This window comes from Streptomyces sp. NPDC048288 (assembly GCF_043201555.1).
Classification (GTDB): domain Bacteria; phylum Actinomycetota; class Actinomycetes; order Streptomycetales; family Streptomycetaceae; genus Streptomyces.
On record NZ_JBICZD010000002.1, the window covers coordinates 320936 to 342935 of the forward strand.

Here is a 22000-nt window from a genome sequence, read left to right on the forward strand (position 1 = left end):
ATCAGGGCCACGTGCGCTCAATACGGTCGTGCCGCACGGCGTACGCCGCCGGACCGCCCTTCTCGACGGCCCGGTGGATCGCGTCATGGCACACGACGAGCCGCTCGACCATCTCCGCACTGCGAAGCTGCTGGTTGTCCAGGTAGAACAGCACGGCCTCGCGCTCCAGCACAGGTTGGATCTCCAGGTCCCGGGTCTTGATCCGCCCGTCCTTCGAGAGCGGCACCCAGGAGCGGTCCAGGCCGTACGTGATCCACTCCTCGTCCGGGATGTCCTGCCCGTCGTCCGGGAAGGCATCCCCGATGCGGTGAACCGTCCACCCGCACTCCCTCAGCCCCTCCGCCACACGACGTCCGAGATTCCGGTCGAGGAAGAACTCAGGCGGCAAGGTGCACCACGGCCTGGCACAGCGCGTCCACCTGCTCAGGCGTCATGTCGTAGTCGTATGCGATGTCCTCGACGGTCTCGCCGGCCTCCCACAGGTCGGTGATGGCCTGGACTGTGACGCGGTTGGCGGCCACCACGGGGAGACCGTGGCCGAACCTAGGATCGATCACGACCGGGACGGAGTCCGGATACTGCCTCAGCCGGAGGCTGGAGGGGAAGTCGTCGCCCGGCTCCCAGGTGAGGTAGCGGAGATAGTCGGAGACCACTTCCTGGATGGGGACCTGGCCGTCGCGGGCCCTGCGTAGATCCCCCCAACCGTGCTCGATGAAGATGTCCACGCCGTCCGTGGCGATCCGCTTCGACACGAGGCCATAGGGGGTGTCGAAGGCGTCCCGTACGGCGGCGGCCGCTTCCCTGATCTCGCTCATGCGGAGCCCCAGGGAACGCAGAGAACGAAGAACGTGCGCCTCGGCCACCGCGATGAACGGTACCGAGGGCTGCCCCCTCCGCATCGGCTCGACCTGGTGGACCAGTGGCGCTCCAGCGGCCTTGCCCTTCAGCCACGAGGTGAGGGTCGACTGCGGAATCTCAAGGTAGGAGGCGGTCTCTGCGGGCGTCAGAAGTCCGTCCGTGAACCTGTCGACCATGCCCCACCTCCTCTTGGCGCCGGATTTCGCATCGTGCCACATCAAGCCTCCCACCTGTGGATGGACCGCACACCCGGTCATCGACTCAGCCGGCCGCACGGAGTTGGTCCCTGGCTCGGCAGTCCCCGCAACGGCCGGGTTCCGCCGAACGGAAGCCCCGGTCGCAGCCATCGCAGTTCCGCAGGGGCACGACCGCCGGACGTACGGGGGCTTCTGCGCTTCGAGCCGGTACGGGCAGCGGCAGGGGAGTCTCCTTGAGCCGGTAGGCGAGGATGCCGGCTGGGCGGGTCAGGAAGTGGTCCGGGAGCCGTGCGGTGAGGTGGTCCGTGATCTGCGTGGGCAGGAGACCTGCCGCGAGCCACTCGGTGACGGCCGGGGCGAGGCGGGCAGCTTCCTGCGCGGACAGGATGAGACGGGGGTCGACCCGACGCAGGGCGGTGAGTACGGCGACGGCTCGGGGGGCGGCGTCGAGGAGCGGGCTCAAAGCCTCCGCGTCGGCCGGTACGGGCACGGTCGCCGCTTCCTCCGCAGGTGCGGACGCGGGTGTGACCGCAGCGGCGGCGACCTGCGTTCGGGACCTACGCGGCTTCGGCGGCTTGGAAGGCCCATCCGGATCTGGATCCAGGTCCGCATCGCCGCCGGGGACGTCGTAGAAGTATGTCCGGGTACGGATCTGTCCGGTGGGCGTCCGCTCGCGGCGGCGCTCCAGATATCCGGCCTCTTCCAGCTCTTTGAGAGCCCGCGAGATCAGGATCTCGCCCTCGGTGAAGTGCTCGCACAGGGCAGCGATACTCACGGGGGAGCTGTCGGGCAGGGAGAGGATGTACGCCGCGACGCCGACCGTGACCGCGCTGCCGCGCCGTTGCGCGAGAGCGTTGGAGATCACGGTGAAGTCGGCTGTGAGCCGGGTACGGACATGGATCACGCCAGAGGTCGGAGCTCCGGCGTCGGCGCGCAGGGGCGCGTTAGACTGCGGGTCAGCCATCGGGAAGGGACTACTTCCTGATCGGTCAGGCCCTCGATCGGGATGCCAGTCCCGGCCGGGGGCCGAAGTCTTTTTGCGGTTGTTGCGGCGAACGTAACCGTCCGTATCCCGCGCCTGCAAGCTGGTCACTCGGACGAGTGACGCGGGCCGTGCGGCCGGGGAGGGCGGGTGGGCGGGTAGTTCTTTTCCCCGGTTCTTTGGGGAGGTCAGCGGCCTGCCGGGCCCTCGCGGACGAGGGTCCGGTGAGCCCGGAAGTCGGACGGCGACCAAGGCCCGGCCACCTCAGGACCGGCGGTGCCCGGCCTTCAACTCGCCTATGAACACGGCCCAGGAGGCGGCTTCGAAGCACAGCACCGGACCCTGCGGGACCTTGCTGTCACGGACGGGGACCACGCCGGGGAACCTGTCGGCCACCTCCACGCAGTCGCCCCCCTCCTGATTGCTGTAGCTGCTCCTGCGCCAGGCGACGCCGTTCGGATCGGGACGGGACCTTCGCTCCACGGTGGCTGTCCTCCATCACGGATCGGATCATGTCGAGGGACATGAGCGGGGGCAGGGCTGCCGCCCGTAGCCGATCGTAGGTCAGCGCGAAACTCCTGACCTCGTGCGGATCCTCGACGAGTTGGCCGAAGTGCGCGCCCTCCGTGTAGGCGGCTTCCGAGTCGTCGGGCATCGTCAGAACCGTGAGCGAGCCGCCCATGACGTCGTGCTCGCCCTGGTTGAACGGCAGTACCTGCACGGTGACATGACGCTCTGCCACGCCATCGAGCAGCCGCTCCAACTGCTCACGCATGACCTCCGGACCGCCGACCGGGCGCCTGAGCACCGCCTCGTCGAGGACGACCCACAGCTCTGGTCGATCGGCCGCGCCGAGCCGACCCTGGCGCCCCATGCGAGCGGCGACCCGCTCCTCCAACTGTTCCTTGCTGCCCAGCGTCCGACCGACGCTCAGCACCGCCCGCGCGTACGCCTCGGTCTGCAACAGACCCGGCACCACATGCGCCGCGTACTGCCGGATGGCCATCGCCCGCTCCGAGTACTCCATGAACTTCCGCGACCAGTCCGGAAACGTCTCCCGGTACACGTATGGCCACAGCTCCACCAACAGGTCGTCCGCACCGAGCGCCACGTCCAGCGCCCGCGCCAGCTCCAGTGTCGGTTTCGCCCCGGACGCCCGCTCGATCTGCGTGATCCGGGTGCTGACCACGTGCGTCCTGTCGCCCAGTTCGGCCTGGGTCAGTCCGGCCGCCAAACGGAGTCTGCGGACCCGCGCACCGAACAGGGCTGCCATCGACGCACTGGGGTCAATTCCGTTGGCCAAAGCGTCACTTCCGTTCCTTACGGGCTGAAAAGTAAGGCTGCGTCACCTGTTGAGCGTAGGGCGGTCGGACGACCCTGGAGGACGGAAAGTGATGGATCGCGTACATCGTGCGACATCTCCCTGCTCGACAGACAAGGACGGAACCCGCCGTGCTGACAGAAACGACCGTCCCGACGGGCGAACCGGGGCGCAGTGCCACGCCTCCGGCGGCCGAGGCAGGTGCACTAACCGACGTACAGAGCGAACCGCCGCCTCTCGTCGTACAGTTCACCGCATCTCCGCGAGGTGCGCGACTGGCCCGGCGGCTCGCCGTACGGCACATGGAGGAGTGGGGATATCCGTCGGCGTCGGACGCGTCGAGCGCGGTCGCCCTCGTCGTGGCCGAACTCGCAGCAAACGCCGTGCGGCACGGCCGTGTGCCCGGACGTGACTTCGGCCTCCGACTCGCTCTCGATACGGCGGCGGGCCTGGTCCGCGTCGAGGTCGCGGACGCGGCATCCGCGAAGCAGCCTCCCGCAACCCCGCCTTCGTCGGCTCCTGAGGGCGAGTCGGGTAGAGGGCTGCTCTTGGTGGACGCCCTGGCCGTGCGCTGGGGCTCGGCACCACGTCACCCGCTGGGCAAAACGGTATGGGCGGAAATTCTCATCACCTCACCAACTACCCACGATTAGTTGCGAGTTGCGATAACCCAGGTTATCGCTGAGAACAGAGATTGCACAGCTTCGCCGCCTCTAACGTCTGTTCCGTCACACCGGGCTCGCACAAAGCCGGAGGCTCACCCCTCTCGCTCACTGCAGGAGCCCGGACACGGAACCGACCGCGGAGGGCGGAGAGCACCATGACGGAACACCCCGCACAGAACGAGCCGATCGGAACGAACGAGCAGGGCCGAGGCGTCTCCTCGACGCTCTCCCGGCTGGCCGCCCTCCTCGAAAACTCGGCGCTCGCCGAGGCGCCCCGGGAACTCCTGCGCGAGGCGCTGGGCGCCACGGCGACGGAGTCCGACGCCCCTGCCGTCCCGCACCCGGACCAGCGGGTGTTCCTCGACTCCATCAGCGTCAGCGGCTTTCGCGGCATCGGCCGCAAGGCGCGTCTGCCCCTGACCGCGAAGCCCGGCGTCACCCTCGTCGTTGGGCGCAACGGCTCGGGGAAGTCCAGCTTCGCCGAGGGCGCCGAGACGGCACTCACGGGTCGGACCGCTCGCCTGGACAAGCAGCGGGGCGAGGTGTGGCGTCGGCACTGGCGCAACCTGCACGACGGGGCCGACCCGAAGGTCGAGGTCCGCTTCGCCATCGCGGGCGACCCCCGGCTGTCCACTCTGACGTGCACCTGGCCCGGCGACGACGTCACCGCCCCCGAGGTCGAGTTCAGGCGGCCGGGCCACGGTCGTCGGCCCTTCGCCGGCATCGGGTGGGACCGGGCCCTGAACGACTACAGCCCCTTCCTGTCGTACGCGGATCTCGACAAGGTCCTCAACGGCCGGCCCAGCGAGCAGTACGACTCGGTCGCCGCCATCCTCGGACTCGGCGAGCTGACCGACGCGGACGAGCGGCTCCAGGGCATCGAGAAGGCGCTCGACTCCACACTGAGGCAGGCCGAGGCGGAGCGGCCCGCACTCGTCGAGGCGTTGTCCGTGCTGGACGACCCCCGGGCGGAACGCGCGCTCGCAGTCGTCGGCGCAGTGGGCGATCCCGACTTCGTCGAGCTTGACGGTCTCGTGACCGCGCTGCCCGACGCGGAGGAGGGCCGCCTCCGGGAACTGCGCGCGACCGCCGCGCTGACCGGACCCGACCTCGGCGCGGTCGGCGCGGCCGTGGACCGGCTGCGCGAGGCCTTCGCTGTACTCGACGACGTACGCGCCTCGGGCGCCGAGGACGCGCACCAGCGCGCGGAGCTGCTGGCCAAGGCCCTGGAGCACAGCCGCCGGCACGAGGACGAGGACACCTGCCCGGTGTGCGGCTCCGACCGGCCGCTCGACGAGGCGTGGGCCGAGCGGGCCGCCGAACAGGTGGCGACCCTGCGGCAGGAGGCCGCGACCGCGCGGGAGGCCCGCACCGGGCTGCGGGACGCGGTGGACGCCGTCCGCTACCTCGTCACGCCGGTCCCTGCGTGGCTGCCCGCCCCGCTCGTCGACCCGTGGGAGGAGTGGCAGGCGTGCCGGGCGCTCGATGACGCCGAGCGGCTCGCCGCCCGCGCCGAGACCGCCGCGCTCGTTCTCGCCGACGCCTGCGCCGCGATGCGGGAGGAGGCCGTGCGGGAGCTGGAGAAGCTCGACGAGGAGTGGCGCGCCTGTGTCACCCGCCTCGCGGGCTGGCTCGACCGGGCCCGGCCCGCGTACGCCGGCAGGCCTCGGCTGCGACAGGTCAAGGCGGCCCGCAAGTGGCTCAAGGAGGCGCGTGCCGAGCTGCGCGAGGAGCGGCTGCGGCCGTTCGAGGACCACTCGCAGCGGATCTGGGAGGAACTGCGCCAGCAGAGCAACGTGGACCTGCGCTCCGTACGCCTGACCGGCAGCGAGAAGGCCAGCGTGCGCAAGCTGGTGATGGACGTGTCCGTCGACGGCACGGAGGCGGCGGCCCTCGGTGTCATGAGCCAGGGCGAACTGCACTCCCTCGCGCTCTCGCTCTTCCTGCCGCGCGCCGCCGCGCCGGACAGCCCCTTCGGGTTCGTCGTCATCGACGACCCCGTGCAGTCCATGGATCCCGCCAAGGTCCACGGCCTCGCGAAGGTCCTGCACGACCTCGGGGAGACCCGGCAGGTCGTGGTCTTCACCCACGACACCCGGCTCCAGCGGGCCTTCACCAACCAGGAACTCGCGGTGACCGTGCTGGAGGTGGAGCGGGAGGGCCGGTCCGCGGTGACCGTGCGGCGGGTTACCGATCCAGTCGGCCAGGCCCTTGCCGACGCACGCGCCCTCGCCCGGACGGCGAACCTTCCGCCGGTCGCGATGACCCATGTACTGCCCAGCCTCTGCCGGACCGTCCTGGAACGCGCCTTCTCCGAGGCCGCGTGGCTGCGGCTGCACCGGTCGGGGCTGGCCGAACAGGAGGCGGAGAAGACCGTCGCTGGTGCCGTCACGCTGCTGGACATCGCCGCCCTGGGGCTCTTCGGCGATCCGTCGAAGAGGGCGGGTGAGATCTACCGCGAGCTGCGCAGGCGGTGCGGCCCCAGGGCGGTGGACCTCGTCCGGCAGTGCCAGGAGGGTGCCCACCCGTCGGGCACCTCGATGCCGGACCCCCACCGGTTCGTGGACGACATCAAGACCGTCGCCCTGACGGTACGCAAGCCCGAGGAGGGGCCGTGAACGCGACGATCCGCCAACTGCTCGACACCGCCGACCTCCTCCTCGTGGGCACCGGCGAGCCAGCCACGCCCGCTGCCACGACCGTACCCGCCAGGACCGTCACGCTCGCCGCGCCCGCGGCCACCACGGCGAGTCGGTGCCGAGGCGTCGCATTCGCCCTCCGTGCCGCACTGGAGAGTGCGGTCGCCGACTGCCTCACCGCCAACCGCGCGCCGCGAGCGATCCGGGAAGGCAGCCGACGGGCCGCTTTCCTCTGGCTCCGCGGTTGCGTCGAAGCCGGAACGGCCCGCCGGGCGAAGGCTGTGTGGAGCCAGCTCTGCCTGGGATGCCACTACCACCAGTACGAGATCGGCCCCACGGAGGACCAGGTCCGCGGGTGGCGAACCGAAGTCGAGGCGGTCGTCGCCCTGTTGGGCCACTGATCGGCATGTGGCGCCGGAAGCGGCGCCGGCAGGAGGAGACACACGTGAGAACGGCACCACGAGGGCGGTTATCACCACCGTCCGCAAAGAGCGGAACGAGGAGCGGCACCATGACGGCCCGTACGTCCAAGCGAACCCTGTACCGGCTCAGGGGCGTCGCTCCCACTGCCGACGCAATGCTCTATGCCCTTGACGAGGACCAGTTGGAGAGGGTCCACGCGGATTTCGACGTCCTTGAGAATCTCGGTGTGCCGGCGGTTCTGGTCACCGGCAGTTTCGAGCAGCCCGTCGCGAGCTGGTGCGACGAGATCTTCCGTACGACGGGGATCGAAGTGTCCCGGCCGGTCAACCGCTCGGCCGGACTGCTGATGCTCGCCGTCGACGGTGAGGTGTACGCCATCGGCTACGATCAGGGCTTCCGTCTGGTGCCCGACCGACTGAAGGATCGCCGCTTCGGGCTGAGCTTCGCGTCCCGCCGGGTCGACCCCGCGAAGATCCGGGACCTGGTTTCGCACACCCCGGGCGGAGGACGCACCGATATCACCCTGATCCCGAGCGGGGCCTCGGTGTGGAGCCTGGGCATTGTCGAGCACGCCCAGATCGTTCGCCGTCTCGGCGGTCACCTGGACGACATCCCGCTCACCATCTACCGGGACACCCCGGGGAAGATTTCCAGTGCCGAGGGGGGCGCCGGCCTGCGCATGCGGCTCGGTGTGGAGGGCGACGACCTGATTGCCGACATCCGAGCGATCGCTCGCGTGCTGCGCGAGGAGAAGCCGAGCCCGGAGCTGGAGTTCGTCGAACATGTCGTGCCCGTTGACGATCCAAGCCTGGTCACCCGACTGGAGGTAGTCCTCGACGGCCTTCTGGGGCATGAGCCTGACGGAAGGATCAGCGCCGCGGTCCCCGCCGACCATTGGGACGATTACCTGGCCGCCCGGACATTCAGGTCCAGGATCAACAGCGACGCGGCCGGCCGGTTGACCGACGACTTCGACCTCGACTACATCCTCTGCCGGGCACGCATCCAGCGCGCGGGCAGCCGTGTGACCGCGCTCCGAGAGGGAGCCGTCACCCTCTACCGGCACGGCTGCGCCGAACGGGCCGACGAGATCTGGACGTCCAACGCGCTGAGGTGGATCGAGGCGGAAGCGCTTCTCGACTCCCGCCGGTTCTTGTTGATGGACGAGCACTGGTACGAGGTCGACCAGGAGTACCTGAAGACGATCCGCTCGCACGCCGAGCGGCTGATCGCCGACAACCCGTCCGTCGACCTGCCCCCATGGGTCCTCGGGGAGAATGAGCGCGCCTACAACGCATCTGTGCCGGACCAGCGGCCCGGATATGTCTGCCTCGACCGCGACAACGTTCAGACCGCGTTGCACCGCGGGAACGGCGTTGAGATCTGCGACCTGCTGAGCCCGGACAATGTCCTGATCATGGTGAAACGCGCCAGGGGTTCAGACGCGCTGAGCCACCTCTTCAGCCAGGCGCTCGTCGCCGTACAGACTCTGCGAAACTCCCCGGAGGGAAGGGAGCGATTCGCCCGGAAAGTGGCCGCGGCGCGGAATGGGCGCGGGCTACCGGAAGGCTTCCGTCCTTCGAAGGTCGTCTTCGCCATCCTGCTGAAGGACGGCACCGACCTCACCTCCGACACCCTGTTCCCGTTCTCGCAGGTCACCCTGGTACAGACAGCCAGGACACTCGAAGCGTGGGGTGTTCGGGTCGAGGTCGTCGGGATCGCCTCCACGCCGCCGGCGATCGCCTCGCCCGGAATTCGGCGATCGGTGGCGTAGCCGGATCGCGTGCACCATGTGGTGTCTCCCTCCATCGGGCGTCCATTTCTCGCCCTTCTCCGCGTCTCCCTGCACTGTGCGAATGTGAGCCACGCCAGCACCAGCGCAACCGCCGCCGCGCCCGCGCCCGTCCTCGCCCCGCCCGTCGCCGGGCGGCCCGGCACCCGGCTGTCCCTGGTCACGGCGGGCGGGGTGGCCGTGGGGCTGTTCGCGGCGGCCCGGCTCACCGGCATGGTGGTGGTCGCGCTGACCGCGTGGGCGGCCGGCCGGCACCCGCTGACGCTGCTCGGCCGGTCCTGGGACGCGGCCTGGTACCTGGGCATCGCGGCGCACGGCTACGGCCGCACCGTGTACTTCGCCGCCGACATCGTCCACAGCGACCTGGCGTTCTTCCCGCTCTACCCGGCCCTGATCCGCGTCCTCACCGCCACCACCCCGCTGAGTGGCGCGGGCGCCGGGCTGCTGGTGTCCTGGACGGCCGCCGCGGTGGCCGCCGCCGGCGTCTACGCGGTGGGCGCCCGGCTGCACGGCCGCGCGGTGGGCACCGTCCTGGTCCTGCTGTGGGGCCTGCTCCCGCACTCCGTCGTGCTGTCCATGGCGTACACGGAACCGGTGCTGACCGCGTTCGCCGCCTGGTCGCTGTACGCGGTGCTGGCCGGGAACTGGCTGTGGGCGGGCTCTCTGGCCGCCCTGGCGGGCCTGTCCCGCCCGAACGGCTTCGCGGTCGCGGCGGCCGTACTGCTCGCCGCCGCCTGCGCGCTGCGCCGGGCCCGCGGCCGGGTCACCCACAGGCTGTGGACGGGCGCGGCGCTCGCCCCGCTCGGCTGGACGGCGTACGTGCTGTGGGTGGGCCGGCGCAGCGGGGACCCGCTGGGCGGCTACTTCGGCGTGCAGCGCCTGTGGGGCTCGCGCTTCGACTTCGGCCGGGGCTCGCTGTCGTTCGTCCGCACCCTGCTGCTCCGCGGCGACCGGTTCGTCTTCCCGATGGCCCTGCTGATCGTGGCGGCGGCCGCGGTGCTCTACGCGCTGCTGGTCCTGGACCGGGCCCCGCTCCCGCTCCTCGCCTACACCGGCGTCCTGCTGCTGATCGCGCTCGGCGGCTCGGGCTTCTTCGAGTCCAAGCCCCGTTTCCTGCTCCCGGCCTTCCCGCTGCTGCTGCCGCTGGCGCGGGCGCTGGTACGGACGGCGAGAGCCCGGCCCTGGCACGCGACGGTGGTGGTCGCGGCCCTGGCCGGGCTCTCGTTCGGCTACGGCGCGTACCTCGTCGTGTACGCGCGCACCCCGCTGTAGGGGGCGGACTACTCTTCGTCGTCCTCGGGCTTGTCCGCCTCGTTGACGTCCTCCTCCAGGCCGAGCTGCTCGACCAGCCACTTGTCGAACTCGATCGCGGCCCGCACCCAGCTGACCGTGGACGACACGAAGTGGTTGATGTCGACGCCCGTGCCGACCAGCATCTGGGCCTCACCGATGAGACGGACGGTGCCGTCGTCGTGGGTGTGGGTGTAGACCTTGGGCCAGAGGGTCCGCCGGTTCCAGTCGTCGATCGACTCGAGCAGCTGCGGCTTCTCGTCGATCTTGTGGGGGCGGTCGTAGAACGTCCGCACCGAGAAGACCGCCTGCTCGTCCTCTCCGCGGAACATGAAGTACGTGCGGAACTGCTCCCACGGCGCCGCGAGGTCGCCCTCGTCGTCGACGACGTACTTGAGCTCCATCTGGTCGAGGAGCTGCTTCACAAGATCCTGATCCGGGACGACGGGGCCCGCCGGTCCTTGGGGCTGCGGCTCGGGCTGGCCCCCGAAGTTCGGGATCGAGGACGGGTCGATGGACACCTTGATTTCCCTTCGTCTGGACCCCGCCATCCTCCCTCATACGGGGAGGGGGGTGGCAACCCCGGCCCGCCCTTCAGCCGTGAGCTGACACAAGCCCGCCGACCGCCCGCCGGTCGATCTTGGCGACGGCCGGCACGGCGGCGGCCGGGGTGGCCGTGGACGCGGACGTCAGAGCGTCTTCGCGGGCTTCTCCTCCGGCGTCGCCGGTCCCACGATCAGCCCCTCCCCGAACGCGTCCACCCGGATGGTGTCGCCGTCCTTGACCTCGCCGGAGAGGATCTCCTTGGCCAGGCGGTCGCCGATGGCGGTCTGGACGAGGCGGCGCAGGGGGCGGGCGCCGTAGGCCGGGTCGTTGCCCTCCTCGGCCAGCCAGGCGAGGGCCTCCGGGGTGACCTCCAGGGCGAGCCGGCGCTCGGCGAGGCGCTTGGCCAGCCGGTCGATCTGGAGCCGGGCGATCCGGGCCAGTTCGTCCTTGGCCAGGGCGGAGAAGACGACCAGGTCGTCGAGGCGGTTGAGGAACTCCGGCTTGAAGGACTGCCGGACCACCTCCAGCACCTGCCGCTTCTTCTCCTCCTCGCCGAGGACCGGGTCGACCAGGTACTGGCTGCCCAGGTTCGACGTCAGCACCAGGATCGTGTTGCGGAAGTCGACGGTGCGGCCCTGGCCGTCGGTGAGGCGGCCGTCGTCCAGCACCTGGAGGAGGATGTCGAAGACCTCGGGGTGCGCCTTCTCCACCTCGTCCAGCAACACCACGGTGTAGGGCCTGCGGCGGACCGCCTCCGTGAGCTGGCCGCCCTCCTCGTAGCCGACGTATCCGGGCGGGGCGCCGACCAGCCGGGCCACGCTGTGCTTCTCGCTGTACTCCGACATGTCGATACGGACCATCGCCCGCTCGTCGTCGAAGAGGAAGTCGGCGAGGGCCTTGGCCAGTTCCGTCTTGCCGACGCCGGTCGGGCCGAGGAAGAGGAAGGAGCCGGTGGGGCGGTCCGGGTCGGCGATGCCGGCGCGGGACCGTCGTACGGCGTCCGACACCGCTCGTACGGCCTCGGTCTGGCCGATCAGCCGGCGGCCCAGCTCGTCCTCCATGCGGAGCAGCTTCTGGGTCTCGCCCTCCATCAGGCGCCCGGCGGGGATCCCGGTCCAGGCCGCCACCACGTCGGCGATGTCGTCGGAGCCGACCTCCTCCTTGACCATGGTGTCCCGGGAGGTCTCCTCCTCGGCCTCGGACGCGGCCTCCAACTCCTTCTCCAGCTGCGGGATCTCGCCGTACAGCAGCTTGGAGGCGGTGTCGAAGTCGCCGTCGCGCTGGGCGCGTTCGGCGGTGCCGCGCAGGGCGTCGAGCTTCTCCTTCAGCTCGCCGACCCGGTTCAGGGACTGCTTCTCGCGCTCCCAGCGGGCGTTGAGGCCGCGCAGGTCCTCCTCCCTGTCGGCGAGGTCGCGGCGCAGCTTCTCCAGGCGCTCCCGGGAGGCCGGGTCGGTCTCCTTCTCCAGCGCCAGCTCCTCCATCTTCAACCGGTCGACGGAGCGCTGGAGTTCGTCGATCTCGACCGGCGAGGAGTCGATCTCCATGCGGAGGCGGGAGGCCGCCTCGTCGACGAGGTCGATCGCCTTGTCGGGGAGGAAGCGGGAGGTGATGTAGCGGTCGGAGAGGGTGGCGGAGGCGACCAGCGCGCTGTCCGCGATCTGCACCTTGTGGTGGGCCTCGTAACGGCCCTTCAGGCCACGGAGGATGGCGATCGTGTCCTCGACCGTCGGCTCGGCGACCAGCACCTGCTGGAAGCGCCGCTCCAGCGCCGGGTCCTTCTCGATGCGTTCGCGGTACTCGTCGAGCGTGGTGGCGCCGACCATGCGCAGTTCGCCACGGGCCAGCATCGGCTTGAGCATGTTGCCGGCGTCCATGGCGGAGTCGCCGCCCGCGCCCGCGCCGACGACCGTGTGCAGCTCGTCGATGAAGGTGATGATCTGCCCGTCGGAGTCCTTGATCTCGGCGAGGACGGTCTTGAGCCGCTCCTCGAACTCGCCCCGGTACTTCGCGCCCGCGACCATCGCGCCGAGGTCCAGCGACACCAGCCGCTTGTTCTTCAGCGACTCGGGCACGTCCCCCTTCACGATCCGCTGGGCGAGCCCCTCGACCACGGCGGTCTTGCCGACGCCGGGCTCGCCGATGAGCACGGGGTTGTTCTTGGTGCGCCGGGACAGCACCTGCACGACCCGGCGGATCTCCTGGTCGCGGCCGATCACCGGGTCGAGCTTGCCGTCCCGGGCGGCGGCCGTGAAGTCGGTGCCGAACTTCTCCAGCGCCTTGTACTGGCCCTCGGGGTCGGCGGTGGTCACCCGGCGCCCGCCGCGCGCCTTCTGGAACGCCTCCACCAGCTTCTTCGCGGTGGCCCCCTGCCGGTCGAGGACCTCGCCGGCCGCGCCGCCCTTCGCGGCGATGCCGATGAGCAGGTGCTCGGTGGAGAGGAAGTCGTCGCCGAGTTCCTTGGCGCGTTCCCCCGCGTCGGCGAGGACCGCGAGCAGCTCGCGGTTGGGCTGCGGGGGCGCGACCGTGGACCCGGTCACGCTGGGCAGCGCGGCCAGCGCGCGCTCGGCGCCCTGGCGCACGGCGGCCTGGTCGGCGTCCACGGCCGCGAGAAGATCGGTGATGTTCTCGTTGTCCTGCCCCTGGAGCAGAGCCAGCAGCAGGTGGGCAGGGGTGAGGTCCGCGTGCCCCATGGTCACGGCACGGTTGCTGGCCGCGTTGATCGCGTCCCGGCTCCTGTTGGTCAGCTCGGCGTCCACGTTCGGGTTCTCCTCCTCGGCGTCGTACGACTGCTTCAGCCAACGTACATAAAGTTGAGTCTATTCCACTCAAGGTGCGGCCGGGAGTCCTTCCGGCGACTACCTTCCGGACCATGAGTACGTATCGCGTGAACCCTGCCGCACCGGACGAGGCCTACGTGGCCTTCTGGCGGGAACGCCACCTGTGCACCCTCACCACCCTGCGCCCGGACGGCAGCCCGCACGTGGTGCCCGTCGGGGTGACCTACGACCCGGAGGCGGGGCTGGCCCGGGTGATCACGAACAAGGCGAGCGCGAAGGTGTCGCACGTGCGGGCCGCGGGGCCGGACGGGGCCCGAGTGGCGGTGTGCCAGGTGGCCGGACGGCGGTGGGCGACGCTGGAGGGCCGGGCCCACGTGCGGACCGAACCGGAGCGGGTGGCGGAGGCGGAGCGGCGGTACGCCGAGCGGTACGAGAGGGTGCCGGGCGAGAACCCGTCCCGGGTGGTCATCGAGATCGAGGTGGAGCGGGCACTGGGACGGGGATGAGGGGCGGAGGCGGGGGCGGGGCGGCCGACCCGTTCCGGCGGCTCTTTTCAGCCACCGTGCGGCCTGACCGAAACCTGCCGATACCCGGAAATGTCCCCAGAAAACTGCAGCGGCGTCACCGTGTTCAGGTCACGGTGACGCCGCTGCGGGGGGAAGCACCTGAGCGATCTTTTTACGACGGGGGAATCGCGTCAGGCACTGCGGGGGGTGGCCGAGATGGTCCTCACGTCCGGAACGTCCGGCTCAGCCAGCCGGTGGTCCCGTTGGTCCAGGTTCACAAAGATCATTCCGTACCGGACGGCACAGCGCACGGGCTGCGGCGCCCCTCGGGGCTTGCGCAGACACCGGTACGCCCGGACGTCCTCGTCGTCGTCCCGCGTGACGACCACCGGTTCACCGAAGACGGTCACCATCAGGGAGTCACCGCTGTGGGGGATGGCGGTGACCAGGTCGATGAAGTGCCAGCCGGAGCGATAGGCGGTGGCCATCTCGCGCCGGAAGGACCGGTCGTCGGGTGGGGTGGTCATCTCAGCTCCCAGAACCGTCTGACGTATCCACGACCACGGTGGACACGGCCACCGACGGCCACTTGGTATCCGCCCGGACATCGCTCTTCGCACCTGACAGGCCGCTCAGAACTCCAAGGGCCACGACGGCGGACGTGATGGCGACAAGCACCGGGCGAAGCACTCGCTTATTCATAGTCCGCTTCGTCCTCACTCACAGATCCCCTCATTCCCCCGTCCGATACGACGATGGCTCATACAGGCACGTCATGGCCACACGATCGGTGCATCATGTTCCTGCACGTTCAGGACCCTGGGGGGTGGAGATTTAGTGACGAATCGGGCGAAGGTGTCACATCCTCATGCGGTGACCGAAATGTGTGACGAGGGCAGCCGGCTTTACGCAAGCGCTCTGCGGGCCGGGCGTATCGCCCGCGCGGAGGTCGAGCACGCCCCGTGCCTCCTGGAATTCGCCCTGCTGCAGCCGGACCCGGACGACTCCGGCTGGCTGCGCCCCGTACCGCCCGCCCTGGCCCTGGCCCAGCGGCTCAACCCCCTGGAACGCGAGATCGCGGAGCGCAGACGCTGGTCGATCGAGCTGTCCGACCTCTTCGAACCCTTCATGGCGCTCAGCGGCCGGACCGGGTCCGCGACGGACTCCATCTCGGTGCTGGAAGGCAGCGAACGGATCAACGACGCACTCAACCTCGCCACCTCACAGTGTCGGAACGAAGTGGTCACGGTCCAGCCGAGCAACCACTTCACGGAACGCACCATCATCCAGGGGCTGGATCGCGACAAGCCCCTCGTGGACCGCGGCGTGCGCATCAGGACGCTGTACCAGCACACCGTCCGCTACAACCTGACGCAGCTCGCCTACGTCGCCCAGCTCGCCAACGGCAAGGTCGAGTACCGCACCATCGACGAGCTCGTGGAACGCCTGATCATCTGCGACGAGACCGTCGCCTTCATACCGGCCCGCGACGACCAGAAGGTGGCACTGGAACTGCGCCACCCCGCCCTCGTCAGCTACCTCCTCAAGGTCTTCGAGTTCATCTGGAGCCGCGCGGTTCCGCTGAACGCCGGCGCCCCCTACGAGACCGCCCCCGACGGCATCACCGACATCCAGCACTCGATCGCGAAGCTGCTCGTGGAGGGCCATGTCGACGAGGCCATCGCCCGTCGCCTGGGTATGAACGTGCGCACCTGCCGCGCCCACATCGCCAAGCTGGCCCAGGCGCTCGGCAGCGGCAGCCGCGCCCAGCTCGGCTTCCTGATAGCCCAGTCCGGAATCCTGGACCAGAAGCTCCCCGAGGAGGGCGGCATCCGGTGACCTCCACCCCGCACGCCGAGCACGGCATCGAGGACCTGTGCATCGCGGGGACGAAACTGTACGAACGCGCCCTGGACGAGGAATGGATCGCCGCCGGGGACGCCGTCGAGGCCCCCTGTCTCGTCGAACTCGGTCTGCTGCAGTCCGCCCTGGGCGACCCGGGCCGGCTGGAACCGGTGGCCCCGGCCGTCGCCCTGAACCGGCGGCTGCGCGGTGCCCGGGCCCGGATCGCCGACGAATGGCGGCGGGAGGAGCGGCTGGTCGAGTTCTTCGCCCCGCTGATGCGGATCGCACCGCGGCTCGCGACGACGGCGGACTCCCCCGCGCTCCGGCTGCTGAGCGGCACCCGGCGGATCAACCAGGCCATCGAGGAGGCCATGGCCCAGGCCCGGCAGGAGGTCCTGTGCGTCCAGCCGCACGCCGGCATGGCCGGGGAGCGGGGTGAGATCGCCCACCTGGCCTCCTACGGCCGCGATCAGGCCTTCCTCGACCGCGGTGGCCGTACCCGCGTGCTCATCCAGCACTCGATGGTCCACCTGCCGGGTGTCCTGGCCTACAACGAGCTGCTCACCGGCGACAACGAGGTGCGCGGCCTGGACGAGCTGCCCGACCGGCTGATCGTCGTGGACGACAGGACCGCGTTCCTGCCCGCCGACGCCGACGGCAGCCTCGCCCTGGAAGTCCGCCACCCCGCCCTGATCGGCTACCTGAGCACCGTCTTCGACCGGCTCTGGCGACTGGCCACCCCCGTCTACCCGCACCGCGAGCACCGCCCCTCCGTCAACGGCGTCACCCCCCGCCAGCAGGCCATCGCCGCCCTCCTCGTCGAGGGCCACACCGACGCCGTCATCGCCGAACGCCTCGGCATGAACATCCGCACCGCACGCGACCACATCGCCCGCCTCGCCACCACCCTCGGCAGCGACAGCCGCGCCCAACTCGGCTACCTCATCGGCCAGTCCGGAATCCTGGAAGAGTCCGGGGCGGTCCTGTGACCGGGCGCGAACACAGGGTGGACGAGCCGCGTCCGGCCGGGGCCAAGCCGTACGGGATCAGCCGGGCCGGGATCCCCGAAGAGCCGGGGGCCGTCCTGTGACCCGATACGAGCGCAGGACGGACGAGCCGTGCCCGACCGGGGCCAAGCCGTACGGGATCAGCCGGGCCGGGATCCCCGAAGAGCCGGGGGCCGTCCTGTGACCCGGTACGAGCACAGGACGGACGAGCCGCGTCCGGCCGGGGCCAAGCCGTACGGGATCGGACAGGCCGGGATCCCCGAAGAGCCGGGGGCGGTGCTGTGAGCCGGTGTGAGCACGGTGTTGACGAGCTCTGTCCGGCGGGGGCGAAGGTGTATGAGCGGGCGCTGCGGATGGGGTATGTCGGTGCTGAGGAGGCCGGTGACGCGCCCTGTCTGACGGACTTCGGTCTGCTGCACCCGGCTCTGGACGACCTGGGCCGGCTGGAGCCCGTCGCCCCCGCCGCGGCCCTGCGCCGTCTGCTGCGGTCGTCCACGGCGCGCGTCGCCGAGGCGCGCCGGGAAGAGGATCTGCTGGTCGGCCGGTTCGGGCCGCCGGGGGAGACCGACGGCCCGGCCGCGCAGGACACCGGCACCCCCACCCTGCGGCTGCACAGCGGCACCCACGCCATCAACCGGGCCATCACCGACGTCATGGCCGAGGCGAGCCGGGAAGTGCTCTGCATCCAGTCGCACTCCGGTCTCACCGGCGCCCGCGGCCGGGCCGCCACCGCCACCGCCCGGGAGCGCGACCAGGCGATCCTCGACCGGGGCGCCCGTATCCGCGCCCTCTACCAGCACACCCTGCGCCATGTCCCGGCGGTGTACGGCGGCTTCGAGCAGCTGCGCGGCGACGTCGAGGTGCGGGGCCTGGACGAGCTGCCGGACCGGCTGTTCGTCATCGACCGCGCGGTCGCCTTCCTGCCCGCGGCCGGCGACGGCGCCCTCGCCCTGGAAGTCCGCCATCCGGCGCTGATCGGCTACTTCGTCACCGCCTTCGACCGGCTGTGGCACCTGGCGGCCCCCCTCTACCCGCACCCCGAGCACCGCCCGTCGGTCAACGGCGTCACCCCCCGCCAGCAGGCCATCGCCGCCCTCCTCGTGGAGGGGCACACCGACGCCGTCATCGCCGAGCGCCTCGGCATGAACATCCGCACCGCACGCGACCACATCGCCCGCCTCGCCACCACCCTCGGCAGCGACAGCCGCGCCCAGCTCGGCTACCTCATCGGCCGGTCCGGGATCCTTGATCAGGCAGGCTGACCACGGCCGGCCCCCCGCTCGCCCCGCCCGGCGGCCGGTCAAGACCCACCTGCGCTATCCGCACGCCCAACTGGGTACGGCTGGCCGCGCCCAGCGTCTCCGAGAGACGGGCGATATGGGCACGGCAGGTGCGGACGCTGATGCCGAGGCGCTCGGCGATCACCGCGTCCTGGTGGCCCTCCGCGAGGAGCGCCGCGATGGACTGCTCGCGGTGCGAGATGCCCTCGATGCCGGTGTCGGGGAGCGGGGTGGTGAGCGGGATCGCCAGCCGCCAGAGCCGTTCGAAGACCGTGACCAGGTACTCCACCAGGGCGGGGTGGCGCAGCTCCAGGGCCATCGTGCGGTCCGCGTTGGCGGGGATGAAGGCCACCGTGCGGTCGAAGAGGATCAGCCGGTCGATGACCTCGTCCAGGGTGCGGGCCTCCACCGCGTCGCCCATCAGCTCCAGGTAGTTGAGCAGGCCCTGGCCGTGCCGGGCGACATGGGTGTACAGGTCGCGCATCCGCACGCCCCGGCCGCGCAGGGCCACCGCCCGGTGCAATCCCTCGGTCAGCTCCGACTCACGCCGGATACCGCCCGGCTGCACGGTCAGCACCTCGGCGGTGCACGCCTGAGTCGCCTCGTCCATGGCCGCCTGGATCCGGGACAGCCCGTCCAGGACCCGGATCGCCGACGTGCCCTCGGCGGAGGCCGACACGGCCCGCAACTGCCGTCCCAGACCGGCGTACCAGTCGAACGCGGCCACCGCCGAACCCACCCGCCGCTGGCTGTCGGTGACCTCGTCGTAGACCCCGCGCAGCAGCCGGGTCATGACCTCCTGCGGGGAGGTCGGCACCAGCCAGGCCATGTCGTCGGGGTCGGGGTGCAGCAGCGCCAGCTCCAGCAGGCAGGGCACCGCGTCGGCGTCCGTGCGCGGCACCCGGCCCCGGCGCACGGCCCGGGAGTACACGCGGTCCCCGGCGGCGCACAGTCGGTCGGCTCCGTGTGGATGCTCCTCCGCCCCGTGCCCGGCCATCGCCCATTCCACCCCCGGTTTGCTGCCTCTTCCGCAGCGCAACTATGAGCGGTCCGGACCGGCTCCGCAACACGGCTCCCCCCGTCCGGGGCGTCCCCATAACCGGATACGGCTGGATATCGACCCGCCTCCGCAGCCCGCGTTGCAACAAGCTGACGGTGGTGGCCGCGAGGTGTGCGCGGCATCGTTGACGTCGCTTCCCACGGGCGTCGCCGGACACCCGGCGGGGCCCCGGGCCGTCCTCCCCCGATTGGTCCGAGGCCCCGTGCAACGCACCTACGGGGGAGGTGCGTTGCAGGGAGGGTCGCTCGCGGGCACGTGACCCGGCGGACCCGGCGAATCCCCGAAATCCGCCAGTGATCGCCGTGTTACGTGCCCGCTCTAACGTCCCTCCATGGCGGACATATTTGACGCGTACGCGTTGGCCGACGCGTGGGACGAGATGTTTGTGCGGCCGGGTGAGGTCAGGACCGCCTATGAGCCGGTACTGGCGGCGCTCCAGCCGATCGAGCCGAGTGAACTGCGCTTCCGGGCCGACCAGATGGCCCGTGCCTTCACCGACCGGGGGGTGACCTACGCCTTCGCGGGCGAGGAGCGGCCGTGGCCGCTGGACCTGGTGCCCAGGATCCTCGACGCCCTGGAATGGGATCTCGTACAAAGAGGCGTGAGCCAACGGGTCAGAGCCCTGGAGGCCTATCTCGCCGACGCCTACGGGCACGCCCGCGCCTTCGAGGACGGGGTGGTCCCCTGGCGGCTGCTGCTCTCCTCGCCGCACTTCCACCGGGCCGCGCACGCGGTCGAGCCGGCCGGCGGGGTGCGTATCCATGTGGCCGGAATCGACCTGGTCCGGGACGAGGCCGGTGCCTTCCGGGTCCTGGAGGACAACGTACGGGTGCCGAGCGGGGTGTCGTACGTCATCGAGAACCGCAGGGCGATGACCCGGATCTTCCCCTCGCTCTTCGCCGAGCAGCACGTCCTCCCGGTGGACGGGTACCCGGCGCGGCTGCTGGCCGCCCTGCGGGCCGCCGCGCCCGGCGGGGCCGCGGGCGACCCCCGGGTGGTGGTGCTCACCCCCGGTCCCAGCAACGCGGCCTACTTCGAACACGCCCTGCTGGCCCGGCTGATGGGCGTGCAGCTGGTGGAGGGCCACGACCTGGTGTGCCGCAGCAACCGGGTGTGGATGCGGACGACCCGCGGCGAGGTGCCCGTGCACGTGGTGTACCGGCGCCTCGACGACGACTTCCTCGACCCGCTGCACTTCCGCCCCGACTCGGTGATCGGCTGCCCCGGCATCCTGAGCGCCGCCGTCGCGGGGAACGTCACACTCGCGAACGCCGTGGGCAACGGCATCGCCGACGACAAACTCCTCTACACCTACGTCCCGGACCTGATCCGCTACTACCTCGGTGAGGAACCGATTCTCCCCAATGTGGAGTCCTACCGGCCGGACGAACCTGGCCAGTTGGAGGCGGTCCTGGACCAGCTCGACCAGCTGGTGGTGAAGCCCGTCGACGGGGCCGGCGGCCAGGGCATCGTGATCGGACCGAAGGCCGACCGGGACACCCTGGAACGCACTCGCAAAGCCGTCGTCGCCGACCCGCGCGGCTTCATCGCGCAGCGTCCCGTCGCCCTCTCCACCTCCCCCACCCTCACGGGTGACCGCATGGCCCCCCGCCACATTGACCTGCGCCCGTTCGCCGTGAACGACGGCACGGACATCTGGGTGCTGCCCGGCGGCCTCACCCGGGTCGCCCTCCAGGAGGGCAACCTGATCGTCAACTCCAGCCAGGGCGGCGGCTCCAAGGACACCTGGGTGCTCGCCGAGGGCCCGGCGGAGCGCCCCGCGCCGGTCGGCACGGCGGGCCCGATCCCCGCCGTCGCCCCGCGCCGCCTCGGCCCCGACGGCACCCGTGCCGTCGTAGCGGAAGGAGCGCAGCAGCAGTGAACGACGTGATCCTCTCCCGTATCGCCGAGTCGCTGACCTGGACCGGACGGTATGTCGAGCGGGCCGACGCCACCGGCCGCATCCTCGACGCCTATCTGCACCGGATGCTGGAGGACCCCTGGCGCGACGAGGACGTCGCCTGCCGCTCGCTGTACGCGATCCTCGGCGTGGACGCCGGCGCGGAACGGGTGGACATGCAGCAGGTCCTGGACCAGCTCGCCTTCGACGCCCGCTCGACGGGATCGATCGAGGGCGCGCTCGGCGCGGCCCGGCTCAACGCCCGCAGCGCCCGGGAGGCCGTCTCCTCCGAGATGTGGGAGTGCCTCAACTCGACCTGGCACGCGCTCGGCGACCAGCGCCGCGCGGCCCGCCGCACCGGCCCCTACGCCTACCTGGAGCTGGTCCGCAGCCGGGCCGCCCTCTTCTTCGGCCTCGCCGACTCCACCATGAGCCGGGACGACAGCTGGCGGTTCGTCGTCCTCGGACGCAGCCTGGAGAGGGTGGACATGACCGTACGACTCCTTTCGGTGCGCGTCCTGGACGCGGCGCACGCGCCGGACTGGACCACGCTGCTCAGCGCGAGCGGCGCCGACGAGGCGTACGCGCGGGTGCACAGCGGGTTCGGGGACACCCCGAGGGTGGCCGAGTACCTGCTCCTGGACCGGGACTTCCCGCGCTCGGCGCTGCACGCGCTGACCACGGCGGAGGAGTGCCTGGCCGCGCTCGGCCGGCCCCGCCAGGACCCGGCCCGCTCCCCGATCGGCCGGGCCCGCACCCGCCTGGAGTACCTCGACACCGCCACCCTGGAGGCACAGCTTCCCGCGCTGCTGCGGGAGTTGCAGCAGGCCTGCATGACGTCCGCCGACGCGGTGGCGGAGCGGTTCTTCCCGTACCAGGGGCCCGTCGAGTGGGCCCAGGAAGGAGCCTGAG

Annotated in this window: 20 protein-coding genes; 11 read left to right on the forward strand and 9 right to left on the reverse strand. The window is 70.9% G+C overall.

Annotation, left to right across the window (positions count from 1 at the left end; genetic code table 11):
* Nucleotide 1: 1 nt before the first annotated feature.
* The 5 genes from ACGFZS_RS07800 to ACGFZS_RS07820 form a co-directional block, all read right to left on the reverse strand.
* Nucleotides 2-346 carry a toxin-antitoxin system, toxin component, PIN family protein gene (locus ACGFZS_RS07800; RefSeq protein WP_393794344.1) on the reverse strand — a complete coding sequence of 115 codons (345 nt, stop codon included), beginning with the start codon at nucleotides 344-346 and terminating at the stop codon, nucleotides 2-4.
* Nucleotides 347-377: 31 nt separating this feature from the next.
* Nucleotides 378-1034, reverse strand: a complete 657-nt coding sequence (locus tag ACGFZS_RS07805; protein ID WP_393794345.1) for a DUF433 domain-containing protein — start codon at nucleotides 1032-1034, stop codon at nucleotides 378-380.
* An 85-nt stretch (nucleotides 1035-1119) separates the two neighbouring features.
* Complete coding sequence (locus ACGFZS_RS07810; protein WP_393794346.1) at nucleotides 1120-2019, reverse strand: hypothetical protein; 900 nt, start codon at nucleotides 2017-2019, stop codon at nucleotides 1120-1122.
* 282 nt (nucleotides 2020-2301) lie between these two features.
* Entirely contained in the window at nucleotides 2302-2439 is a 138-nt protein-coding gene (locus tag ACGFZS_RS07815) for a DUF397 domain-containing protein (RefSeq protein ID WP_393794347.1), read from the reverse strand.
* Nucleotides 2396-3310, reverse strand: a complete 915-nt coding sequence (locus ACGFZS_RS07820) for a Scr1 family TA system antitoxin-like transcriptional regulator (RefSeq protein ID WP_393794348.1) — start codon at nucleotides 3308-3310, stop codon at nucleotides 2396-2398. The genes ACGFZS_RS07815 and ACGFZS_RS07820 overlap by 44 nt, the downstream gene beginning before the upstream one ends.
* 179 nt (nucleotides 3311-3489) lie before the next feature.
* Between ACGFZS_RS07820 and ACGFZS_RS07825 the strand changes: the two genes are divergently transcribed.
* The 5 genes from ACGFZS_RS07825 (at nucleotide 3490) to ACGFZS_RS07845 (ending at nucleotide 10149) form a co-directional block, all read left to right on the forward strand.
* Nucleotides 3490-4011, forward strand: coding sequence for an ATP-binding protein (locus ACGFZS_RS07825; protein ID WP_393794349.1), 522 nt, complete (start codon nucleotides 3490-3492; stop codon nucleotides 4009-4011).
* A gap of 167 nt (nucleotides 4012-4178) precedes the next feature.
* Entirely contained in the window at nucleotides 4179-6641 is a 2463-nt protein-coding gene (locus ACGFZS_RS07830) for an AAA family ATPase (RefSeq protein ID WP_393794350.1), read from the forward strand.
* The gene (locus tag ACGFZS_RS07835; protein WP_393794351.1) at nucleotides 6638-7063 is read left to right on the forward strand and encodes a hypothetical protein; all 426 of its coding nucleotides are present in this window, start codon (nucleotides 6638-6640) and stop codon (nucleotides 7061-7063) included. Before ACGFZS_RS07830 ends, ACGFZS_RS07835 begins: the two co-directional genes overlap by 4 nt.
* Nucleotides 7064-7173: 110 nt before the next feature.
* On the forward strand, nucleotides 7174-8859 hold the full coding sequence (locus ACGFZS_RS07840) for a TIGR04141 family sporadically distributed protein (protein WP_393794352.1): 1686 nt from the start codon (nucleotides 7174-7176) through the stop codon (nucleotides 8857-8859).
* Between the two features lie 84 nt (nucleotides 8860-8943).
* Complete coding sequence (locus tag ACGFZS_RS07845; RefSeq protein ID WP_393794353.1) at nucleotides 8944-10149, forward strand: hypothetical protein; 1206 nt, start codon at nucleotides 8944-8946, stop codon at nucleotides 10147-10149.
* 8 nt (nucleotides 10150-10157) lie between these two features.
* Here the strand turns inward: ACGFZS_RS07845 and ACGFZS_RS07850 are convergent, their stop codons facing one another.
* Together ACGFZS_RS07850 and clpB are read right to left on the reverse strand one after the other, a co-directional pair.
* Complete coding sequence (locus ACGFZS_RS07850) at nucleotides 10158-10688, reverse strand: YbjN domain-containing protein (RefSeq protein ID WP_355725445.1); 531 nt, start codon at nucleotides 10686-10688, stop codon at nucleotides 10158-10160.
* 168 nt (nucleotides 10689-10856) lie between these two features.
* Complete coding sequence (clpB, locus tag ACGFZS_RS07855) at nucleotides 10857-13469, reverse strand: ATP-dependent chaperone ClpB (protein ID WP_393794354.1); 2613 nt, start codon at nucleotides 13467-13469, stop codon at nucleotides 10857-10859.
* Between the two features lie 113 nt (nucleotides 13470-13582).
* Between clpB and ACGFZS_RS07860 the strand changes: the two genes are divergently transcribed.
* Nucleotides 13583-13996: a pyridoxamine 5'-phosphate oxidase family protein gene (locus ACGFZS_RS07860; protein ID WP_393794355.1), complete on the forward strand. Its 414-nt coding sequence runs from the start codon at nucleotides 13583-13585 to the stop codon at nucleotides 13994-13996.
* Between the two features lie 191 nt (nucleotides 13997-14187).
* Here the strand turns inward: ACGFZS_RS07860 and ACGFZS_RS07865 are convergent, their stop codons facing one another.
* A complete protein-coding gene (locus tag ACGFZS_RS07865) occupies nucleotides 14188-14523 on the reverse strand; it encodes a hypothetical protein (RefSeq protein ID WP_365679482.1) in 336 nt (111 codons plus the stop codon).
* 355 nt (nucleotides 14524-14878) lie between these two features.
* Here ACGFZS_RS07865 and ACGFZS_RS07870 point away from each other — a divergent pair, with 355 nt between their 5' ends.
* The 3 genes from ACGFZS_RS07870 to ACGFZS_RS07880 all read left to right on the forward strand — a co-directional run bounded on the left by ACGFZS_RS07870 (nucleotide 14879) and on the right by ACGFZS_RS07880 (nucleotide 18110).
* Nucleotides 14879-15835, forward strand: a complete 957-nt coding sequence (locus tag ACGFZS_RS07870; protein WP_393660313.1) for a helix-turn-helix transcriptional regulator — start codon at nucleotides 14879-14881, stop codon at nucleotides 15833-15835.
* On the forward strand, nucleotides 15832-16830 hold the full coding sequence (locus ACGFZS_RS07875; protein WP_393794356.1) for a helix-turn-helix transcriptional regulator: 999 nt from the start codon (nucleotides 15832-15834) through the stop codon (nucleotides 16828-16830). The genes ACGFZS_RS07870 and ACGFZS_RS07875 overlap by 4 nt, the downstream gene beginning before the upstream one ends.
* Before the next feature lie 371 nt (nucleotides 16831-17201).
* Nucleotides 17202-18110, forward strand: a complete 909-nt coding sequence (locus ACGFZS_RS07880; protein ID WP_393794865.1) for a helix-turn-helix transcriptional regulator — start codon at nucleotides 17202-17204, stop codon at nucleotides 18108-18110.
* Here ACGFZS_RS07880 and ACGFZS_RS07885 read toward each other — a convergent pair.
* On the reverse strand, nucleotides 18073-19125 hold the full coding sequence (locus ACGFZS_RS07885; protein WP_393794357.1) for a LuxR C-terminal-related transcriptional regulator: 1053 nt from the start codon (nucleotides 19123-19125) through the stop codon (nucleotides 18073-18075). The genes ACGFZS_RS07880 and ACGFZS_RS07885 overlap by 38 nt on opposite strands.
* Nucleotides 19126-19519: 394 nt before the next feature.
* On the opposite strand from ACGFZS_RS07885, the gene ACGFZS_RS07890 reads away from it, so the two are divergent.
* Together ACGFZS_RS07890 and ACGFZS_RS07895 are read left to right on the forward strand one after the other, a co-directional pair.
* On the forward strand, nucleotides 19520-21070 hold the full coding sequence (locus ACGFZS_RS07890; RefSeq protein WP_393794358.1) for a circularly permuted type 2 ATP-grasp protein: 1551 nt from the start codon (nucleotides 19520-19522) through the stop codon (nucleotides 21068-21070).
* On the forward strand, nucleotides 21067-21999 hold the full coding sequence (locus ACGFZS_RS07895) for an alpha-E domain-containing protein (RefSeq protein ID WP_355725256.1): 933 nt from the start codon (nucleotides 21067-21069) through the stop codon (nucleotides 21997-21999). Before ACGFZS_RS07890 ends, ACGFZS_RS07895 begins: the two co-directional genes overlap by 4 nt.
* Nucleotide 22000: the final 1 nt, after the last annotated feature.

Bases quoted from the DNA above. Each gene is read 5' to 3' on its own strand.
- ACGFZS_RS07805 (WP_393794345.1), bottom strand. From the start codon at position 1,034: ATGGTCGACAGGTTCACGGACGGACTTCTGACGCCCGCAGAGACCGCC.
- ACGFZS_RS07810 (WP_393794346.1), bottom strand. From the start codon at position 2,019: ATGGCTGACCCGCAGTCTAACGCGCCCCTGCGCGCCGACGCCGGAGCT.
- ACGFZS_RS07820 (WP_393794348.1), bottom strand. From the start codon at position 3,310: ATGGCAGCCCTGTTCGGTGCGCGGGTCCGCAGACTCCGTTTGGCGGCC.
- ACGFZS_RS07830 (WP_393794350.1), top strand. From the start codon at position 4,179: ATGACGGAACACCCCGCACAGAACGAGCCGATCGGAACGAACGAGCAG.
- ACGFZS_RS07840 (WP_393794352.1), top strand. From the start codon at position 7,174: ATGACGGCCCGTACGTCCAAGCGAACCCTGTACCGGCTCAGGGGCGTC.
- ACGFZS_RS07860 (WP_393794355.1), top strand. From the start codon at position 13,583: ATGAGTACGTATCGCGTGAACCCTGCCGCACCGGACGAGGCCTACGTG.
- ACGFZS_RS07865 (WP_365679482.1), bottom strand. From the start codon at position 14,523: ATGACCACCCCACCCGACGACCGGTCCTTCCGGCGCGAGATGGCCACC.
- ACGFZS_RS07870 (WP_393660313.1), top strand. From the start codon at position 14,879: ATGTGTGACGAGGGCAGCCGGCTTTACGCAAGCGCTCTGCGGGCCGGG.
- ACGFZS_RS07880 (WP_393794865.1), top strand. From the start codon at position 17,202: ATGGGGTATGTCGGTGCTGAGGAGGCCGGTGACGCGCCCTGTCTGACG.
- ACGFZS_RS07885 (WP_393794357.1), bottom strand. From the start codon at position 19,125: ATGGCCGGGCACGGGGCGGAGGAGCATCCACACGGAGCCGACCGACTG.
- ACGFZS_RS07890 (WP_393794358.1), top strand. From the start codon at position 19,520: ATGGCGGACATATTTGACGCGTACGCGTTGGCCGACGCGTGGGACGAG.